This is a genomic window from Pseudoalteromonas denitrificans DSM 6059 (assembly GCF_900112265.1).
In the GTDB taxonomy this organism is placed as follows: domain Bacteria; phylum Pseudomonadota; class Gammaproteobacteria; order Enterobacterales; family Alteromonadaceae; genus Pseudoalteromonas; species Pseudoalteromonas denitrificans.
In genome coordinates this window covers 178,737-196,629 of sequence record NZ_FOLO01000004.1, presented here as the reverse complement: position 1 = coordinate 196,629, position 17,893 = coordinate 178,737, and the positions used below count along the sequence as shown (strand labels likewise).

General features: G+C 35.5%; 12 protein-coding genes and 1 pseudogene. 7 read left to right on the top strand and 6 right to left on the bottom strand.

Translation table 11 applies throughout. The features are described from left to right. The first annotated feature begins 12 nt into the window (after positions 1-12). Together BM088_RS04520 and BM088_RS04515 are read left to right on the top strand one after the other, a co-directional pair. Complete coding sequence (locus BM088_RS04520; protein WP_091980531.1) at positions 13-1,803, top strand: hypothetical protein; 1,791 nt, start codon at positions 13-15, stop codon at positions 1,801-1,803. Positions 1,804-2,378: 575 nt separating this feature from the next. Continuing rightward, entirely contained in the window at positions 2,379-2,663 is a 285-nt protein-coding gene (locus BM088_RS04515) for a hypothetical protein (protein WP_091980528.1), read from the top strand. A gap of 557 nt (positions 2,664-3,220) precedes the next feature. Here BM088_RS04515 and BM088_RS04510 read toward each other — a convergent pair. The 4 genes from BM088_RS04510 to BM088_RS04495 are packed head-to-tail and all read right to left on the bottom strand — an operon-like array spanning position 3,221 to position 5,890. Beyond that, positions 3,221-3,889, bottom strand: a complete 669-nt coding sequence (locus BM088_RS04510) for a Cap15 family cyclic dinucleotide receptor domain-containing protein (RefSeq protein WP_091980524.1) — start codon at positions 3,887-3,889, stop codon at positions 3,221-3,223. Continuing rightward, positions 3,886-4,332, bottom strand: a complete 447-nt coding sequence (locus tag BM088_RS04505; protein ID WP_091980520.1) for a diadenylate cyclase — start codon at positions 4,330-4,332, stop codon at positions 3,886-3,888. Before BM088_RS04505 ends, BM088_RS04510 begins: the two co-directional genes overlap by 4 nt. Positions 4,333-4,358: 26 nt before the next feature. After that, a complete protein-coding gene (locus BM088_RS04500; protein ID WP_091980517.1) occupies positions 4,359-4,991 on the bottom strand; it encodes a Cap15 family cyclic dinucleotide receptor domain-containing protein in 633 nt (210 codons plus the stop codon). Further along, complete coding sequence (locus tag BM088_RS04495) at positions 4,991-5,890, bottom strand: nucleotidyltransferase domain-containing protein (RefSeq protein ID WP_091980513.1); 900 nt, start codon at positions 5,888-5,890, stop codon at positions 4,991-4,993. Before BM088_RS04495 ends, BM088_RS04500 begins: the two co-directional genes overlap by 1 nt. An 896-nt stretch (positions 5,891-6,786) precedes the next feature. Here BM088_RS04495 and BM088_RS04490 point away from each other — a divergent pair. Continuing rightward, positions 6,787-7,257: pseudogene (locus BM088_RS04490) on the top strand (YceI family protein); the annotation flags it as partial. A 90-nt stretch (positions 7,258-7,347) separates the two neighbouring features. On the opposite strand, the gene BM088_RS04485 reads toward BM088_RS04490, so the two are convergent. Then, the gene (locus BM088_RS04485; RefSeq protein ID WP_091980504.1) at positions 7,348-8,292 is read right to left on the bottom strand and encodes a LysR family transcriptional regulator; all 945 of its coding nucleotides are present in this window, start codon (positions 8,290-8,292) and stop codon (positions 7,348-7,350) included. 116 nt (positions 8,293-8,408) lie between these two features. On the opposite strand from BM088_RS04485, the gene BM088_RS04480 reads away from it, so the two are divergent. The 4 genes from BM088_RS04480 (at position 8,409) to pssA (ending at position 15,736) form a co-directional block, all read left to right on the top strand. After that, positions 8,409-9,578, top strand: coding sequence for an efflux RND transporter periplasmic adaptor subunit (locus BM088_RS04480; RefSeq protein WP_091980500.1), 1,170 nt, complete (start codon positions 8,409-8,411; stop codon positions 9,576-9,578). Positions 9,579-9,587: 9 nt separating this feature from the next. Continuing rightward, positions 9,588-12,722 carry an efflux RND transporter permease subunit gene (locus BM088_RS04475; RefSeq protein ID WP_091980496.1) on the top strand — a complete coding sequence of 1,045 codons (3,135 nt, stop codon included), beginning with the start codon at positions 9,588-9,590 and terminating at the stop codon, positions 12,720-12,722. A 385-nt stretch (positions 12,723-13,107) separates the two neighbouring features. After that, positions 13,108-14,139 (top strand): zinc-binding dehydrogenase, encoded by a 1,032-nt coding sequence (locus BM088_RS04470; protein ID WP_091980493.1) that lies wholly within the window; start codon positions 13,108-13,110, stop codon positions 14,137-14,139. 265 nt (positions 14,140-14,404) lie between these two features. Then, on the top strand, positions 14,405-15,736 hold the full coding sequence (gene pssA / locus BM088_RS04465) for a CDP-diacylglycerol--serine O-phosphatidyltransferase (protein WP_091980489.1): 1,332 nt from the start codon (positions 14,405-14,407) through the stop codon (positions 15,734-15,736). Between the two features lie 69 nt (positions 15,737-15,805). On the opposite strand, the gene BM088_RS04460 is transcribed toward pssA, so the two are convergent. Then, positions 15,806-17,863: a TonB-dependent receptor domain-containing protein gene (locus BM088_RS04460; protein WP_091980485.1), complete on the bottom strand. Its 2,058-nt coding sequence runs from the start codon at positions 17,861-17,863 to the stop codon at positions 15,806-15,808. Between the last annotated feature and the right edge of the window lie 30 nt (positions 17,864-17,893).

The following is a 17,893-nucleotide window of genomic DNA, read 5'->3' as shown; positions in this document are numbered from 1 at the left end:
AAAGGATTAAAAGTGCGTTTACCGACAATTGCAGAATTAGTAGACTTCGAATCGAAGATTTTAGATTTAGAATGTTCTCAGGATAAGCTAAAAAAACTATCTGATTTCCAGGTGCAATCACAATTATATAGACATAAAAGACTTCTGATTGCTGAAGAGCTAGGCAATGTTTTAGATAGAGGAAATGAACCTCTAAAGCTATGGCTTGATAGCCATTATTTAAGCTCTTTTGAGCAGGTATATAAAGACATAAAGGATTTGTTAGCAAATGAATTTAACGGCTATCTTACAGAAGTACAAATGATATCTTTGATCAATCTCTTTTACATACCTTTTGTCATAGCTAGTATAAGTAAATTAGAAGAGTCTATTAAGGTTACTTTTGAGATAAAGTTACTTAAGTCTTGGCTCATCGAAATTCTAACGGGTAGTGAAGCTGTTGATAAGTCAATTAAATTAAAATCAAAGGATGTTGACGCCTTTGTGAGGAAAAAATTTTTAGATGTTATACCTAGGGGAGTAGCAACCACGATTAAAGATGCTTTATCAAAAGATAGAAAGTGGAGTCATTTTTCACCGAATCCTAAAAAATACAAACCTTTAATTCAAGAAATTGAAGCCGATGCAGAAGTTAAAGGCATCAGTATTGATTCTAAACAAATATCGGCTGTACTTGTGATTGGAGGAATTATTAGAAAGGCACTTAGTAATACTTCTTTCACTCTCATTTCTGGAAAGACATCTCTAGCTGGAGTTAAAATAATTGAAGAAATGCTTATGACTCCAAATCAAATTGATGAATTTTATTCTCGTATAAATCCACTAGTAGATAAGACAACTGAATTTGAAGAGTTCAGTCAATTTATACTGAAAAGTTTGCCTAAATTTGATTTTTACAATATTCCAGATGAGGTGAAAGTTCAAAAGGAAGCTCTAACTATGTTCTGTAATTACTTAGAAAAAGCTTTATGTACTAATATTCCAAAGCGAGAGATCCTCCTTTTTCTTTGGGAAAAATCGAGATATTTTCTGGAGAGTGCTTCCGAGTTGAGTATATATAGCAAAAGTATCAGTTCAAAAGAGGATGTGGCATATGAGCAAATTAAACAAAACCTTTTGGCGCTATTGAATGAAGTCGAAAATAATACAAATGATGTAGACCTACTGATACAAGTTGCTTGCTTAACACTTTCACTATCTATTTTTTCTATGGATCAAGTAAAGAACAATCAAATGAACAGGTTAATTAGTTTGATCCAGCGCAACTTACCATCAGATGGGGAGTTTACTTTACTCCCACGTTTTTATACATGCTTTGATAGAAAGAACCTTCAAACGATAGATATAGAGCGTTTTACAGAAAATTCTCAAATAATTACTTTTAGTATAAAAATATTTAATGTCCTTTCTTATCAAATTTCAAAAAAAGCTGGTAACCCAAAAATTCATAACTTGAACTTATTGAATGACTTGGATTTACTTCTAGTCAAATTAATCAATACTAAAAAGCGGGTTCAAATATGTAGTAATACGGCTGAAAAAATAAAAAAAACAGCTCCTATTTGGAGAGGTGATAGCTCTGATGCTTATGAGTTAATCCGAGATATTGATTTTTATTTAGAAATAATGCAAATCATAGTGAGTGAGATCAACACACCTGGGTTATTTAAGTATCTGAAATTAAAAGATATTGAAAAAAAGAACGTTTTGAAGGCTATTGATTTAGAAAAGTTCGAAGCGGACGAGCTGGCTCGAAAAAGAGCTATTAAAGCTCGAAATCTTGGAGAAACAAGGTATATGTGAGCCGATGGCTTACCAGTATTTCTTAAGAAAGTGAAGGGTGCCTAATACACTCTTTTATATGATGAATAACTTAAAATATTATTTTATAAAAATTAAGTAAATATCGCTTTTGTAACAGTTCTAAAACTACAAGTTATAAAATAAAAATATAATATTCAATATTTTAGATTATTCTATTTATGTCTAAAACCTGGTTTAAAGTTAAATTTACCATCTCGAATAACATGAGGCGAACATGTCATAAAAGTAGAGTCCGATCACATCGCACTTTACGATAAATACCTGAGGAATAAAAAAAGCTAAGTTCATGAATTAGCCAATCCAAAATACTGAATCAGCGTAGTACCCTCGAAAAAGGTGATTCTATGATTGAATTGAAAGCAAATAAACCTTGAGTACATCTCAAGTGCTCATAATGTTGAGCTTCTTATAATACTTGGTTTTATGAAACAGAAATAAAGTTTAAGGGTAAAAAAGTTAATGATAAGGCAATTTCCAAAAGCAGAGAAGCGAGTGGTTTAAAAATTTGGAATAGGTCAAAATGGTTGCTTCTTTTATAACTAACCGGAGCAAACATGCTTAACTTGAACAATTTTTTTAAGAGTGAGCTTGAAGTAATAGAGCAAGCATTAGAGTTGTTAAAACCTCAAGATTGTACGTTGCTTTATTTTGATGCTAATAAACTTGAATATGCTGTTTTGAGCAACTCTCAACACTACATTAGTAACCCAGAACTTGACGTGAGTGATTTAGCCGTTAGTCATATTGGTTATTATTCAAAAGGTAGTGACTTTTTAATGGACTATAAAGGTATTGCTGAAGCTTTAATTAAAGATTTGCATGAACTTGATTGTCGTTAGTACAGGCTAGTTATTGTTAAATTTTGGTGTACGTTAATGAAAGTTTAGAGTGTGTATACCAAGGCTTTAATTTAGCTTGTACATTGAGTGATAACAAAAACTAGTGTTAAACATGTGCTCCTCCTATATTTTTATGTATTGATGTTAGTGTATACCGTTTAGCTAATTTATACTGATTTCCCTAAATTAGGATAACTTGCCATTAAATTATTGCCTTAAAGAGATCCAGATCCATTAGCATCGCGTAATGCCAACTAAAGGGAACATATTCTTGGTAAAATAAGTCGGTTCAGACGACTAGACCTACCTCTAGCATGATTTTATTTTAGTCATTAATGTAGTAAAACTAACATCCAGAGATAAACACCACTGGCAGCGATGAGCCTGACATTAACTGAATTAGAGTTCAATATGGTTTTCTCAGAAAATGAAGGTCAGTTTTCTGATTATATAGATGATACATCCTTCTAAATTGCTATCTCGCAATGGGGCACAAATCGAGATATAAATAGTTGTGCCACTGTTGTTTTAAGGATTAGTTTTGGTATGGAAACTTGTTAACAGTTGCTACTTCTGAGTGATTCCCAACAATTACCATCTGACCACTTACTTTCAGCCTGTTCAAACGACTCCATATGTTCGCTATTGGAAGCTTGCTTTACTTTGATATATCCACGCGTCCCTGCTTGAGTCCAAAAATGACCTTCTAACAGCTTATTAATTTCTGTCTCGACTAGATCTAACTCCGCAGCTCCCTGTCTTGTGCCATGTTCACCACTCCCTGAACGTTTTTCAGAAAATAGATATGCAAGGAGCTTTGTCCCTTTCATATCATCTAGCATCAATGTTTCAACATAAGACTCTGTTTTCTGAATATTCGTAAATGCTCGCACTGACATAGTAAACCAGTGTTGTCGAATAACGAGCACGAATCTTTTTGGCGGATTTACTTGCCCCTGATTATTCGTCCAGTCAGATTCGAATTCCCCTAGCCATGTACCATTTAAGTTGGGGCGATATAGGACTTTTCTTACATAACTCCATTTCCACGCCCACTTAAAATAAGAAAGCCAAAATAGACCAGCTACAGAGATTCCTAAGTTAATATATTTCAGACTATCAAGTGAAAGCACATCAAAACTATTAATTCCAAAGAACGTAAGCCAAACAATGGCTCCAATTACAATTGATCCGGTCACAAGGATCTTCACTTCTGTTTGATTCATTTATCTAACAACTCCACAAATCCATTTTTAGCTACAGAAACTTCACCTTTTTGGCTAATTACAATGACTGAAGGTACATTTTTATATAATGAACCATATTGAGCAGTTCGATAACGCGCTCCTACATCGAATACAGTTCCATTGAACCCAGAGGGAATCATAGGACTAAAATATTGTGATATTTTTAAAATCCCAGTTTTTAAACTGACCACATGAAACCCGTCATGACGATTATCGCTAACATTAGAAATACCAAATAGGAAATTGATAATTTCTTGTTCATTTTGCTGTTCTGAGTAGCAGTCTTTTTCACTTAAAAGAGGTGATATTGGCAGCGTTCCTATATCATCGTCTACTAATATAATGCCAAGGCCAGTAAACCCAATCGGCACTTCCTGTATGGCAATATCGCCAATTGCTTTCAAAAATAGTTCTTGCTTCATGAATTAACTCTGTTCTTAGTTCTTTGTTAGTTGCCAATTTCGCGATCAGCTTGCTCATAAGTATCGTAAAGTGTTTTAACTTTGCTTTCTAGCTTCATCCCACCCTTCGTACCTCGATCAGTCCAATAATGACCTTGCAATTCGTAAACTGGATAACCATGAACCTCTAGCGCAAATGACCCATGATGCATCTCACTACGAACACCCTGAAGTTCTATTTTAGGTTCATTTCGATATACACCAACAAGTTTAAAAAGGTCATCATCTTCTTGTTGATCAATACTATGTGCGACTAGTATCGACCTAGATTCTTTTGTCATAAGCCTCACACTTAAGAATGTTAAGGATTGGCGAATAACAGCGTAACCATATATTGGGTCAATACATTTACCTGTTTCAGGATCAACCCAGCTACTTTTTAACTCAACTTTCCATGTACCTCTAAGGTCAGGTCTTTTTACGTACCAGCCTTTAAAAATTTTCCAAGACCATAGGTATTTATTAAACATGGTTACGGCGAAGGTCATAATACCAACAACGGTTCCGAATGGTTTAATAAAGTCCGCACTTAAAACAGGCATTCCTTGAAACCACAATGCCAAGAGCCAGACCGCTATTGTCAGCCCTATAAATGATGATATATGTAGTCTTGTTAACATTAGCTATACCCTATGTAATCCCATGCATCACTTAAAAATTGATGAGCACTTTGCCTTGTCCAAGGCTGAGATGCTCTGAAAAGGTATTTTAATTCATTTACCTCGCCCCATTCTGAACATTTGTCATCAGATAAGGTGTTATTGAAAAGCTCTGCTAGTACAGCTCTCACTATGCGCTTAAAAGTTTGATCTTCAAAACAAGATGTTGAGGCATTAAACACTAAACATTCAATGAGAAAGCTTGGGGCGTCTTTCGCAGATTGAATATCTTTTGACGCCATTTCGTTCGACAACTTCTTTAATACACGAACAATTCTTTTATATCTTCTTGTGGTTGTGTCATTTTTGGAAACGCCATTTTGGTAATGTTGATCCGGCCAATTCTTAACACGAGGGGGTTTAAAATCATCAGGTATCATTTCGACACCTGAATGATGGGACGTTGCAGTTACATACCTCCTGTGCTCGAAAAATGCTGCTACATCCGATTCAACACGATATGTGTTGGCCTTGATGTCGAATGCTTTACAGCCACGAGTAACGGCCGCTCTTCCAAATCTAGCTACAAGCGCTTCTTCCAGTTCGTCTTTAAAAGTTGCGTATTCGTAAGTTGCGGGAATGAAACTTTTGGCAAGTTCCATTTTCACATTATCATCAGGATACTCAGGGAAATATGTATCGGAGCAGAGAACACCTACATCTACATCACTATCCTGCCTTACGTTTACCCTATTTCTGTAAGAGCCTTGTGTGAAGACTTTGATATTCCTATTTTTCAACTTTTCACTAGCCTGAATAGCCTGCCTAATTTGCTTTTCTGCGTTTTCAGCGCGTTCCAGCTCTGTTTTGCTCGGCCCTTGTGACCATGTTGTGAAAACTGACTCCCAATCCCTGCTCATTATTTACTCCATACTTTGAAAGAAAACTAACAGTGTAATAATCGAAAATATTAATAAACTAGATATAATATTTAATAATAACACGCATCATATCTAATTTAACATATTTAAAATCAATATATTAACAAGTTGCATGTCCGATGTTCTTTTTTACGTTTTAGGAAGTTGCCTCAATAGAAAAGCGATAATAAGCGTATATGCCGATTAGAAAATGTATTATGAACTAACGAAAACTAACATTATTAAAGATGGACAGTCAAAGGCGCTTTTGTACGTTAGCGCTTTAGAAGTAATACTCTATTTCACCTATATTTTCAAAAAGGTTAATGATTATATTGCCGGATGAGCTGCCGTAATTTATATCAAAACAAATGCTATTTTCCGTGAGGCAGATTAATATAATTTCCTGCTGTTACACCCACATTATGGCAAAAGTGATCAAACATTATTGTCAATTAGAAGTAGGTAAGATGAGGGGGGAATTTTCCCGCAATTAAATGATCAAGCTTTATTTGGCTATAAGATTTTTAGGGGTGAGATATAGCTATATTTTTATCAATCTTTATTGTCTGCTGACAGCAGTAATAATTCCATTGAAGGAAATAGGTTTTGAAGTGTTCACTTTGTGTCAAAAGAGCTAGTCATTTGGCAAGTTATGCTATATTCATAATAGTGGTATTGATCGGTTGGTAAGTTGATAGTTCTAGATATAAAAAGTTACCTTCCATTGTTTTGTATAAAGGTTTTTAAGTAGCTTTAATGGTACAAACGTTAGACTGAAATTGTTACCTATAGGTATTTTAAGTGGAAAATCTGATGGTAACTTTTTGTGCTTCAAATATCCTTTCTATCTACGTTTTAATAGTTGCCTGTTTTAAAGTGACATATTAGAATGTGTTCAATTTAAAATTAAACACTTAGGTTACTCTTGGTTATTAGGTGAGTTTAATACTTTTGATGGTAATTTTAGTTATGATGGCAAAACACCTGACAATGCAAAAATTAATATAGAAATAGATACAAAAAGTTTAGACTCAAACCATGCTGAACGTGATAAGCATCTAAAAGGGAAAGATTTCCTTAATGTGAGTCAGTTTCCAAAGGCTAGTTTTAAAAGTAAAAATATTAAATTTACAGATGAAACTAATGCGATTGTAACGGGTGACTTAACATTAAAAGGCATTACAAAGTCGATTTCATTTCCTATAAGCAAAGTAGGCGAAGGCAAAGATCCTTGGGGTGGTTACCGTGTTGGATTTACTGGGGAAACCAGTTTGAAATTGACTGATTATGGCATTGATTATAATTTAGGGCCTGCATCAACTCATGTTGAAATGGCATTGCATATTGAAGGCGTTAGACTTTAAAATTTATTGCATATATAAGTTAAATAAAAAAGACACTTATGGTAACTCTTAGTGTCTTTTTTATTTCTGTTTATCGGTCTGACAGAGTTATTAATTTTGATATAGCGTGTCAAAATCAGGAATTGAATGTTCCCAAATGGGTTTGTTTTTGCCTAAATAGTCACGTACAGCATCAAAAAATAGCCGTGTTCTGACAGGTAAGTCTCGATGTGGATATACTGCATACATGGCGCTGTAATCCATTAGTTTTATATCTGTTAATAGTGGCACTAATCGACCCTCTTGTATTTCGTTTTTAACAATAAATGCAGGCGTTAAGAAGTAAGCTGTGCCAGATAGTATTTTCATTAATAAAACTTCTCCATCATTGGCTCTAAAAATACTTTTTATTCTTTGCTCTTTTAGCTCTCCATTTTTGTTAATATAACGAATGCCTTCAACCCGTAATGAAGTGCTTGAATAACTGGCTGCAGGTAAATTAGCTAAATCTTCTATTGTTTTGGGCATACCGTAGGTATCAATAAATTCAGGTGAAGCTAATATCAGTAAACGGTTACGTGCTATTTTTCGTGCAATTAAGGATGAGTCTTTTGGTTCACCAATGCGAAAGGCTAAGTCGAAACCCTCAGATACAATATCGGTTAAACGATCGTCTAATCTGAGTTCAACTTCTACTTGTGGGAAGCGTTTTTGAAAATCAATAATAACAGGCTGCAGATACCGTCTACCTATGATAGTTGAGGCGGTAATTTTTAAAGTGCCTTGCGGTTCTTGATGATAGTTTTCTGCTATACGTATGGTTTCACCTAACAGCGCTCGTAATTCACTCGCTTTTTTTACCATTTCAGCGCCTGCTGCTGTAAGTGAAAATGAACGTGTGGTTCGATTAAGTAACCTTACCCCTAAATCATCTTCTAAACGACTGATTTGTTTTGAAATAACAGAACGGTCAATATTACGTAGTTCAGAAGCTTTAACAAATGAACCTTGTTCTACAACTTCAAGCAGCATTAATAATCGACTTGTTGTATCCATTTTTCACCATTAATAAATATATTGGTGCTATTTTGGCATTAATTAAGTGTCAATTCTATGCTTTTTGTCAGCAGGTATGTTTTGTAAAATCATTCTCAATAAATAAGGAGTATGTGATGAACAAACATTTGATTGCAGTGGCGTTAGCAGCAGCAAGTTTAACTTTAGTGGCCTGTACTGAAGAGCAAGTAAAAGAAACAAGTAAACAGCAATTACAAGTAATAGATGTAGCCGAAGTCTTAGTAAAACCAGTACAAAATTGGCATACCTATACAACACGTATAGAGTCTCCAGAACAAGTCGCGCTAATGCCACGTGTATCGGGTGTGATTGAACACATTGCATTTAATGAAGGTGATAACGTAAAGCAAGGCGACCTATTATTTAAACTTGATGAGCGCCCATTTTTGGCTGTCGTTGCAAGTTTAGAGGCCCAAATTGTCAGTGCAAAAGCAACATTAAAACAAGCCAAAAATGAAGCTGATCGTGCATTGCGTTTAACGGTAAGTAAAGCAATCTCGGCAGAACAAGCTGAGTCACGCACTTCAACATTGCGTCAACGTGAAGCGCAAGTGTCAGCATTACAAGCACAATTGAAAACGGCTCAGCTTGATTTGGAATTTAGTTCGGTACGATCTCCTATTAATGGCGTTATTTCACGTGCAAACATTACAAAAGGTAATAATGTACGTGCTGGTCAAAGTATTTTAACGTCTATCGTATCGGATAAAGCTATGTACGCATATTTTGATGTTGATGAGCGTACATGGAATAGCGCATTTGAAAATGTGACAGCAGCAAGTAAACAGCAAGTTATTATGCAAAAAGTTGGGCAAACAGATTTTGCCTATCAAGGATATATAAACTTTATTGATAATCAAATTAACCCAGCTACTGGCACTTTACGTGTACGCGCAATTTTTAATGAAGAAAATAATAAGTTAAGGGCTGGTTCATTTGCACGAATTAGACTTGCTTCGAATGCTATAACAAAGCAAGTCATTGTGCCTGATCGTGCCATAGGTACTGATTTGAAGAATCGTTTCATCCTGATTGTGGATGAAAATAATAAATTACAATATAAGTTAGTAACTGTAGGTGAGCGTTATGGTAATTTGCGCACTATCACATCAGGTTTACAGCAAGGGGATATTATAGCTGTTAATGGACCAGCACGAGTAGGACCAGGTATGCCAATTACGCCAAATTCGGTCACAATTGATAGTAAAAATGTCGCATTCACTTTGTCACCAATAGACAATATTAATTTAATTGCAAAGCAATAAGAGGTTCTGATGAAATTTTCTCATTTTTTTATTCAACGACCTATATTTGCGGCCATGTTGTCATTGGTAATTTTAATTGCTGGTGGTATTTCTTTGTTTCAATTGCCTGTAAGTGAATACCCAGAGGTTGTACCGCCGACTGTGGTTGTGACTGCCAATTATCCAGGTGCTAATCCAACTATCATAGCGCAAACAGTGGCAACACCACTTGAGCAGGAAATTAACGGTACAGAAAACATGTTGTATATGTTTTCTCAAGCAACCAGTGATGGTCGTATGACATTGACTGTGACTTTTGCGTTAGGCACAGATCTTGATAGAGCGCAGGTACAGGTGCAAAACCGAGTAAATAGTGCGTTACCCCGTTTACCTCAAGAAGTACAACGTTTAGGTGTGGTTGCAGAAAAATCATCACCTGATCTAACTATGGTTGTGCATCTGTATTCTCCAGAAAAAACCCATGATACTGCTTATTTATCTAACTATGCAGATTTATATGTTAAAGACCAAATTGCGCGCTTAGATGGTGTTGGAGATGTTAAATTATTTGGAGGTGGGCAATATGCAATGCGTGTTTGGCTTAATCCTGACGCATTAGCTTCCCGTGAATTAACCGCGACAGATGTTGTAAGTGCATTACGTGCGCAAAACCAGCAAGTTGCCGCCGGTAGTCTTGGCGCACAGCCAACTTCCAATGATAATCAATTTCAAATTTTGTTAAATGTAAAAGGTCGACTAAATAACATTGAAGAATTTGAGCAAGTAATTATTAAAGTTGGTGAACAAGGACAATTAACTCGGTTAAAAGATGTCGCACGATTAGAGTTAGGCCAGAACTCATATGCTCTTAGAGCCTTGTTAGATGGTCAACCAGCTTTAGCGATGCCGATTTTTCAACGCCCAGGTTCTAATGCGATAGAATTATCAGATCAAGTCCGTGACACTATGGCGACTTTATCTAAAAATTTCCCAACTGGAGTTGAATATGACATCGTTTATGATCCAACTATTTTTGTTCGTGATTCTATTGATGCTGTAATCACAACTTTACTGGAAGCCATTGTTTTAGTTGTTATTGTCGTTATATTGTTTTTACAAACTTGGCGAGCTTCCATTATTCCACTGATTGCGGTGCCAATTTCACTCATAGGCACGTTTGCAATAATGCAATGGCTTGGTGTATCAATTAATACCTTGTCGTTATTTGGTTTGGTATTAGCTATAGGTATCGTTGTTGATGATGCAATTGTAGTTGTAGAAAATGTTGAGCGTAATATTGAGCAAGGTTTATCACCATTAGAAGCTACGCGTGTTGCAATGAATGAAGTAACAGGTCCAATTATTGCGATTGCTTTAGTTTTGTGTGCTGTATTTATTCCCACAGCGTTTATTAGTGGCTTGTCTGGTCAGTTTTATAAGCAATTTGCGTTAACAATTACTATTTCAACTGTGATCTCTGCGTTTAATTCATTAACTTTATCACCTGCTTTATCAGCATTATTGTTAAAACCCCATAATACCGAACCGGATAAATTGACTCGCTTTTTAAATGCAATATTTGGTCGTTGGTTGTTTATTCCGTTTAATCGTATATTTGATCGAGGTGCTAATGGTTATCAAAAACTCGTTAAAAAATTAATGCGTATGAGTACCGTGATGATTCTGGCATATATTGTTTTATTTAGCGGAACTATTAAGTTGTTTGATCTTGTACCTGGTGGCTTTATTCCATCTCAAGATAAGCAATATCTAGTTGCAATTGCACAGTTACCAGATGCTGCGAGTTTAGATCGTACGCAAGCTGTTGTTCAAGAAATGGAAAAAATTGCATTACAAGTACCAGGGGTCGCTCATACTGTTTCATTTCCAGGTTTATCTGTGAATGGTTTTACCAATAGTCCAAATAGTGCAATCGTATTTACGCCATTGGATGCATTTTCAGATAGGCAGGACGCGAGTAAGTCAGCCATGGCCATTGCTGCGCAATTAAATCAGAGGTTTGCTGCAATAGATGAAGCGTTTGTTGCGGTTTTTCCACCCCCTCCAATTCAAGGTTTAGGCACGACAGGTGGTTTTAAACTGCAGATTGAAGATCGTGGAAATAAAGGGTTTGAAGCACTTTTTAATGCGCTACAAAGTGTTATAACTAAAGCACGCCAAGAGCCAGCATTAATGGGGTTGTACTCTAGTTTTCGAATTCAGGTGCCACAAATGGATATTGATATTGATCGTGAGCAAGCTTTGATCCAAGGGATCCCGCTGGAAGCAGTATTTAATACATTACAAGTGTATTTGGGTTCTGTGTATGTCAACGATTTTAATTTATTTGGCCGAACTTATCAGGTTAAAGCGCAAGCTGATGCTGATTATCGTCAAGATCCTGCACAAATTTTGAATTTAAAAGTACGAAACCGTGCGGGGGAAATGGTGCCTCTTGGTTCTGTATTAACCGTGACACCAACCACTGGGCCTGATCGTGTTATGCACTATAACGGCTACCCAAGTGCAGAATTAAATGGCAGTCCATCGCCTGGTTACAGTTCGGATCAAGCACAACAAGCAATTGAGTTGATATTGGCTGATACCTTACCAGCAGATATTAGCTATGAGTGGACAGACGTCACTTACCAGCAGATACTTGCAGGTAATACTATGGTGTATGTTTTTCCGTTAGTTGTGTTATTAGTGTTTATGGTGTTGGCTGCACAATATGAAAGTTTACGTTTACCATTGGCTATTATTCTTATTGTGCCAATGACGATATTTTCAGCGCTTTTAGGTGTGTGGCTGGTTGGTTCAGATAATAATATCTTTACGCAAATTGCATTGATAGTCCTAGTTGCTCTAGCATCAAAGAATGCCATTTTAATGGTCGAATTTGCTAAAGATCAAAATCAGCAAGGGTTATCACATTTTGATGCCATAATTGCAGCATGTCGCATGCGCCTACGTCCGATACTCATGACTTCAATTGCTTTTACAGCTGGTGTTATTCCGCTCGTTTTAGCAACTGGTGCCGGAGCTGAAATGCGCCATGCTATGGGTAATGCGGTATTTTCAGGCATGATAGGAGTTACGGTTTTTGGATTATTATTTACGCCTGTTTTTTATATTGTGATAACAACTGGCAGGATAAAAAATTAAAGAGATTTGTAAGTTCTTTTTTGGTCAAAATGTCATTTTATAAGTAACTCAGCAAGATGGGGGAGCTTCATTATTAACGAGTTGGGTTTAATGCCAATAGTGAAAGTGAACTCCTTTACAGTTTTTATTAAGTAATAACCAACCTCAGCGCAATCCTGATAAAAGTTTTACATAAGTAAAACTATATTTTTAGAAATAGAAACCATGTGTGAAAAGCGACAAAATACTGTGTTATGGTTGTGAGATCTCAGACTGAGTGTTTTAATAGTGCAAGACAATGTTGCTGATACGCGTACTTTTTTGTTATGGCCTTAAATAAGAAAATGAAATGTTTAATGGTCGTGAGAATTAGACATTAAAAGTCCAATATGAATAGAGTTTATTAATGCCTCAGATTGATTTATTACAACGACACAATATACCGCTGCTAATGCGATCTATTGTGCTGGAAAACCCCAATGATCGCATGTACTTATCAGACGTGCAATTGCCTGTGCCTGATTACAGTGATAATGATTTGCTCGTTAAAGTTGAATATGTTGGTTTGAACCCAGCAGATGGTCACTTTGCTAAAACAGGTTTTGATAAATGGCAATACCCACACATTTTGGGTTTAGATGCGGTTGGAGTTGTGGTCAAAGCTAATAAAGGTGTTTTTCCAAATGTTGGTGAGCGTGTAATGTGGCATGCGAACTTAGGTGAACAAGGCGTTTTGAGTGAATATGCTAAAGTGCCAAATTATGCCGTTTCCGCTGTGCCTGATAACTTACCTGCAAGCAAAGCTGCTACCTTGCCTTGTGCTGGAATGTCGGCTTTGATAGCACTTGAGAAATTAAAAATAGAACAAGGAGATTCTATTTTAATTGAGGCCGGAGCCGGTGCAGTAGGGCAATTTGCTATTCAATTTGCAAAAGCACGAGGGGCAGATGTTTTTACAACAGCATCAAAACGTAATCACAAATTAGTTAAACAGTTAGGAGCTGATGTTGTTTTTGATTATGCAGACAATAAATTGTATGAAAAAATAAGCCGTGAACTAGGTTCTCAAGGGTTTGATGCTGTTCTTGACTCAGTAGGGGGTGACTCTACGATACGTAATATTGAACTAATGCGCTTTTGTGGTCGTATAGCGTGTTTAAAGCCATTACCAAAGTTTGAAGATGAATTAATGTATAGGAAAGCACCTAATATTGGCATTGTTTCTTTAAGTGGTGCTTGGTTGGCAAATAGTTTGTGCGCACAGCAAAAAATGAGTTTTATGAGTAAACTATTACTCGAAAGTGTTGCTAAAAATACAGTAAAAGTACCTGAAGTAAATATGGTTGAGTTTTCAGCTACCAAAGTATCTGAAGCATTGCATAAACAACTCAATGGTGGTTTTACGGGAAAGCAAATTGTAAATATTATTTCAGAGTAAAGGGTCTTTAAAATTATCTTTAGACCTTGGAAGAAATAACTTAATTGTTTAATTAAGTTTCAGGTTTTTAATATGCATGCTTACTTTGACTATCAGTGTACATAGCATGAAGTATGTTTTAAAAACTAATCTGATTATTTTGCATACAAAAATTAAATTTATAATATGTTTAGACGGGTTTGTTGACTTAAATCGATGACCTTAGAGGTAATTTTTGCTATGTTCTTAACATTAATAAATTAAGCCTGCAAAAAGGGTACAGTCAGTGCGTAATGATTTTTGGAAAAATACAGCTGCTTTTGGATTAAAAGCTGATGCGGTAAACATTTTATCGAGTGCAAGAGACTTTAAAGCACAATTATTGGATCATATAGCTAAAGCAGAAAAAAGAATCATAATCACAGCACTTTATCTTGAAGATGATGATGCCGGGCGAGAAGTTTTAACTGCACTACACCAGGCCTCTTTAAATAAACCAAGTTTAAAAGTGACAGTATTAGTGGATTACCACAGAGCACGGCGTGGAAGAATTGGTGAAAGTAAAAGCGAAGGAAATGCTAAGTTATACTGTGAATATAATGAAAAGTTTAGCTCAAACGTTAAAGTATTTGGTGTGCCGATTAAGGCCAAAGAGCTTTTTGGTGTTTTACATTTAAAAGGTTTCGTTTTTGATAATACTTTAATTTATAGCGGTGCAAGTATTAACGATGTCTATTTACAACAGCATGAGAGATACAGGCTCGATAGATATTTTGTTTTAAATCAGCAAGGTTTATGTGACAGTATTGAAACATTTTTAAATGAGGTCATGTTAGTGTCGCAAGCTACTCCAAGGCTAGATAGTCGTCCAATCTCAGATTATGGTCAAATAAAGTTAGCGCACAGGCAATTAATGCGCACTTTAAAAATAGCAAAATACAAGCAATCAAGTGGAAATAGTAAAAGTGTACTGACTGCCAGGTTATTTTTAGGTTTTGGCCGCAGAAAGAATGATCTTAATAAATTGATTAAAAATTTATTTGATCAGACAAAAGAAGAGCTTGTTCTGTATACACCCTATTTTAATTTTCCTACGCCCTTAATGCGTTCACTGAAAAAATTATTAAAACATGGTAAAAAAGTGACCATAGTCGTGGGTGATAAAACAGCAAATGACTTTTATATTTCTCCAGAGAAACCTTTTAATACTATTGGAGGTTTACCTTATTTATATGAAACAATTTTGCAAAAATTTTTAAAAAGTCAGAATAAGTATTTAAAACAAGGTTTACTTGAAGTGTATTTGTGGAAAGATAATGACAATTCTTTTCATTTAAAAGGGGTGTGTGCCGATGGAAAGCGTCATTTATTATCTGGTCACAATCTGAATCCTAGAGCTTGGAGTCTAGACATAGAAAATGGTATTTTATTAGATGACCCAAATAAAACATTGGCAAGTGCAATTGAAGATGAAAAAATACAAGTATTGAAACACTGCACTCAAATAACAAGCTTTGATGAATTAGAAACAATGAAAGATTATCCTGCCCCAGTTCAAAAGATTTTAGGGAAAATAAAAAGAGTGAAGGGTGACTTTATTCTTAAGAGGTTTATTTAAGCCGTCATTAATCTCAAATTTCAGTATATTTTATGTAAAAGCAGCTGTTAGCTGCTTTTATTTTTCATATTAAAAAGTGCCCCAAACAGAAAGTTTTATCTCAGGTTTTCGTTTTCTTTTGGCTATTTTGCTCCCATTAAAGTTACCACTTCTATCATTTTCATAAAAATACCTAGAGCGTGTATATTCACCTGTATTGAAGTGCTCTATTTCAAGTTGTGTTTTTAAACCGGTAAAATAAGTTGTTTCAACAAAAAATAATAAGCGATTATTACCACTAAAGGTTTGAATTTCATCTACTAAATAAGACGTATCTGTATAATGTCCAGAATATTCAACACCCCATGAAAAATTGTACTGTACTAAGTCTTGTCTTAGTAGAAATGAGAGTGCTTTAGGTGTGTAGTCATCGACTTTACGATCAGCCTGAATGATATCATCGTAAAATTTGGAACGATTATATTGATATGAAATATCTAGTAAACCATTATTGAGAATTTTATCTAAAGGTAAGTTGATGTTTGATTCGAATCCCCAAAAAGTTGCATCACCAGCATTACCTAAACCATGGCTTTGAACGTTATTATCAGAAGGTAAAATAATATTTTCTAAAATATCTTTATGCCATCGATAGAAGGTTTTGACTTTTAAACTACCACGTTCACTAAATCGCCAATCAAGTGTTGTACTGAGCTCAGTTGTTTGATCTGGCACTAAGTTGGGATTACCTGCTGTGCTGCGATCATCTGCAGCTTGGTTACTGGCCGCAAAATCATTGAAGTTCAACTGTCCAACAGTATGTTCTGCTAAAAAATTTAATTGAGTGGAAGGGGTGATATTATAATTTGCAGATAATCTAGGCTTTAAAAATTTAAATGTTTGCTTATTCTTTGCATCTCCAGATACTTTTATTTGGGACATTTCAGCAGTTAAACCACCTTCAAAGGATAATTTATCTGTTTTTGTATATACAAAAGTAATAAAAGCTTCGCCTCTGAACTCTTCAACAATAACATTTGCTGTATCAAGTACAACTTCAACATTATTCTCGAAGTTTTCAAGTTGTGTATCTAACTTATTATTTGCAAATTCAAATCCATATTCAGGTTTAAATTTATCACTGCCTACATTTCCATATGTATTTCGAATGATGTATTCAGTTTTAAACCTGTCTTGTTTGAATTGCTCATCGTAAATATTGGCAGTTACAAAGTCTTGGCTATAAAAGTGAGTTTCATATGTTTCATCGTTAATGACAGCGAGTGAAAGGAAATGCCACTTCCAATTATCGGTAATGCTTAGCCAGTCAATGCCAAATTCAAATTCGTTTTCAATTTCATCTTCGTTAAGTTGCCAAAATTTGTCAGGTTGAGAAGTTGAAGCAGAAACTTGGTATATGTCTCGCGTTGTATCTCCTTGCCATTTATCTCCACCAATTCGTCCATTAATGGTTAGTTTTCCAGTTCGGTAGTTTTTTTCACCTAGCCCATTAATATAAAGCCAATTATTTTTCTCATCTAAAATCTCATTTGCACTTTGTGTAGGCATATTTTCACTGTTTTTATTGGTCACTTTTGCTGTTCTATAACCAACCCAACCACCGATATCAGTGTCAAATGCTGTATTCCAACCGTCGAGTTGTGTGGTGAAAGCAGCTTCAATATTCGGTCGTAAATCATTATCGGGTGCACGCCTGAGTTTTAAAGCCCAAGTACCAGTTGTAATATTTGATTTTCGTATGATATTTGCAATAATTGATTGGCCTGCGGTTTCACTTGAACCTTTGCCACCTCGTAAAATTTCAATCTTTTCAACTTGTTCGGCTGGAATACGGATAAGAGCACCTTTTAAACCACCCGATTTTGATGTTGGTCTGGTTCCATCAATCAATACATTACCTGCATTACCACCAAAACCACGCTCATCAGAACCACCATCAAAAGAAAACCCGGGTAATCTGTCTACCATGTCATACGCATTTTGTGGGTGATATTGTGAAAAAAAAGATGCTGGATAATGACTACTACTTTGGGGTTCTTGGCTTGGTGCACTTATTGAAGGTAAAGGGGATAAGGTCAGTAAACTAATAAAACTTGTTTTAACGAAAGGTGAACCTTTAAAAATCATAATTTAAGTAAGAATATTTTTCTAAGAAAT

What these genes read in the sequence shown, in the direction of transcription:
- BM088_RS04515 (WP_091980528.1), top strand. Translation starts at nt 2,379, where the DNA reads ATGCTTAACTTGAACAATTTTTTTAAGAGTGAGCTTGAAGTAATAGAG.
- BM088_RS04510 (WP_091980524.1), bottom strand. Translation starts at nt 3,889, where the DNA reads ATGAATCAAACAGAAGTGAAGATCCTTGTGACCGGATCAATTGTAATT.
- BM088_RS04505 (WP_091980520.1), bottom strand. Translation starts at nt 4,332, where the DNA reads ATGAAGCAAGAACTATTTTTGAAAGCAATTGGCGATATTGCCATACAG.
- BM088_RS04500 (WP_091980517.1), bottom strand. Translation starts at nt 4,991, where the DNA reads ATGTTAACAAGACTACATATATCATCATTTATAGGGCTGACAATAGCG.
- BM088_RS04495 (WP_091980513.1), bottom strand. Translation starts at nt 5,890, where the DNA reads ATGAGCAGGGATTGGGAGTCAGTTTTCACAACATGGTCACAAGGGCCG.
- BM088_RS04485 (WP_091980504.1), bottom strand. Translation starts at nt 8,292, where the DNA reads ATGGATACAACAAGTCGATTATTAATGCTGCTTGAAGTTGTAGAACAA.
- BM088_RS04480 (WP_091980500.1), top strand. Translation starts at nt 8,409, where the DNA reads ATGAACAAACATTTGATTGCAGTGGCGTTAGCAGCAGCAAGTTTAACT.
- BM088_RS04475 (WP_091980496.1), top strand. Translation starts at nt 9,588, where the DNA reads ATGAAATTTTCTCATTTTTTTATTCAACGACCTATATTTGCGGCCATG.
- BM088_RS04470 (WP_091980493.1), top strand. Translation starts at nt 13,108, where the DNA reads ATGCCTCAGATTGATTTATTACAACGACACAATATACCGCTGCTAATG.
- BM088_RS04460 (WP_091980485.1), bottom strand. Translation starts at nt 17,863, where the DNA reads ATGATTTTTAAAGGTTCACCTTTCGTTAAAACAAGTTTTATTAGTTTA.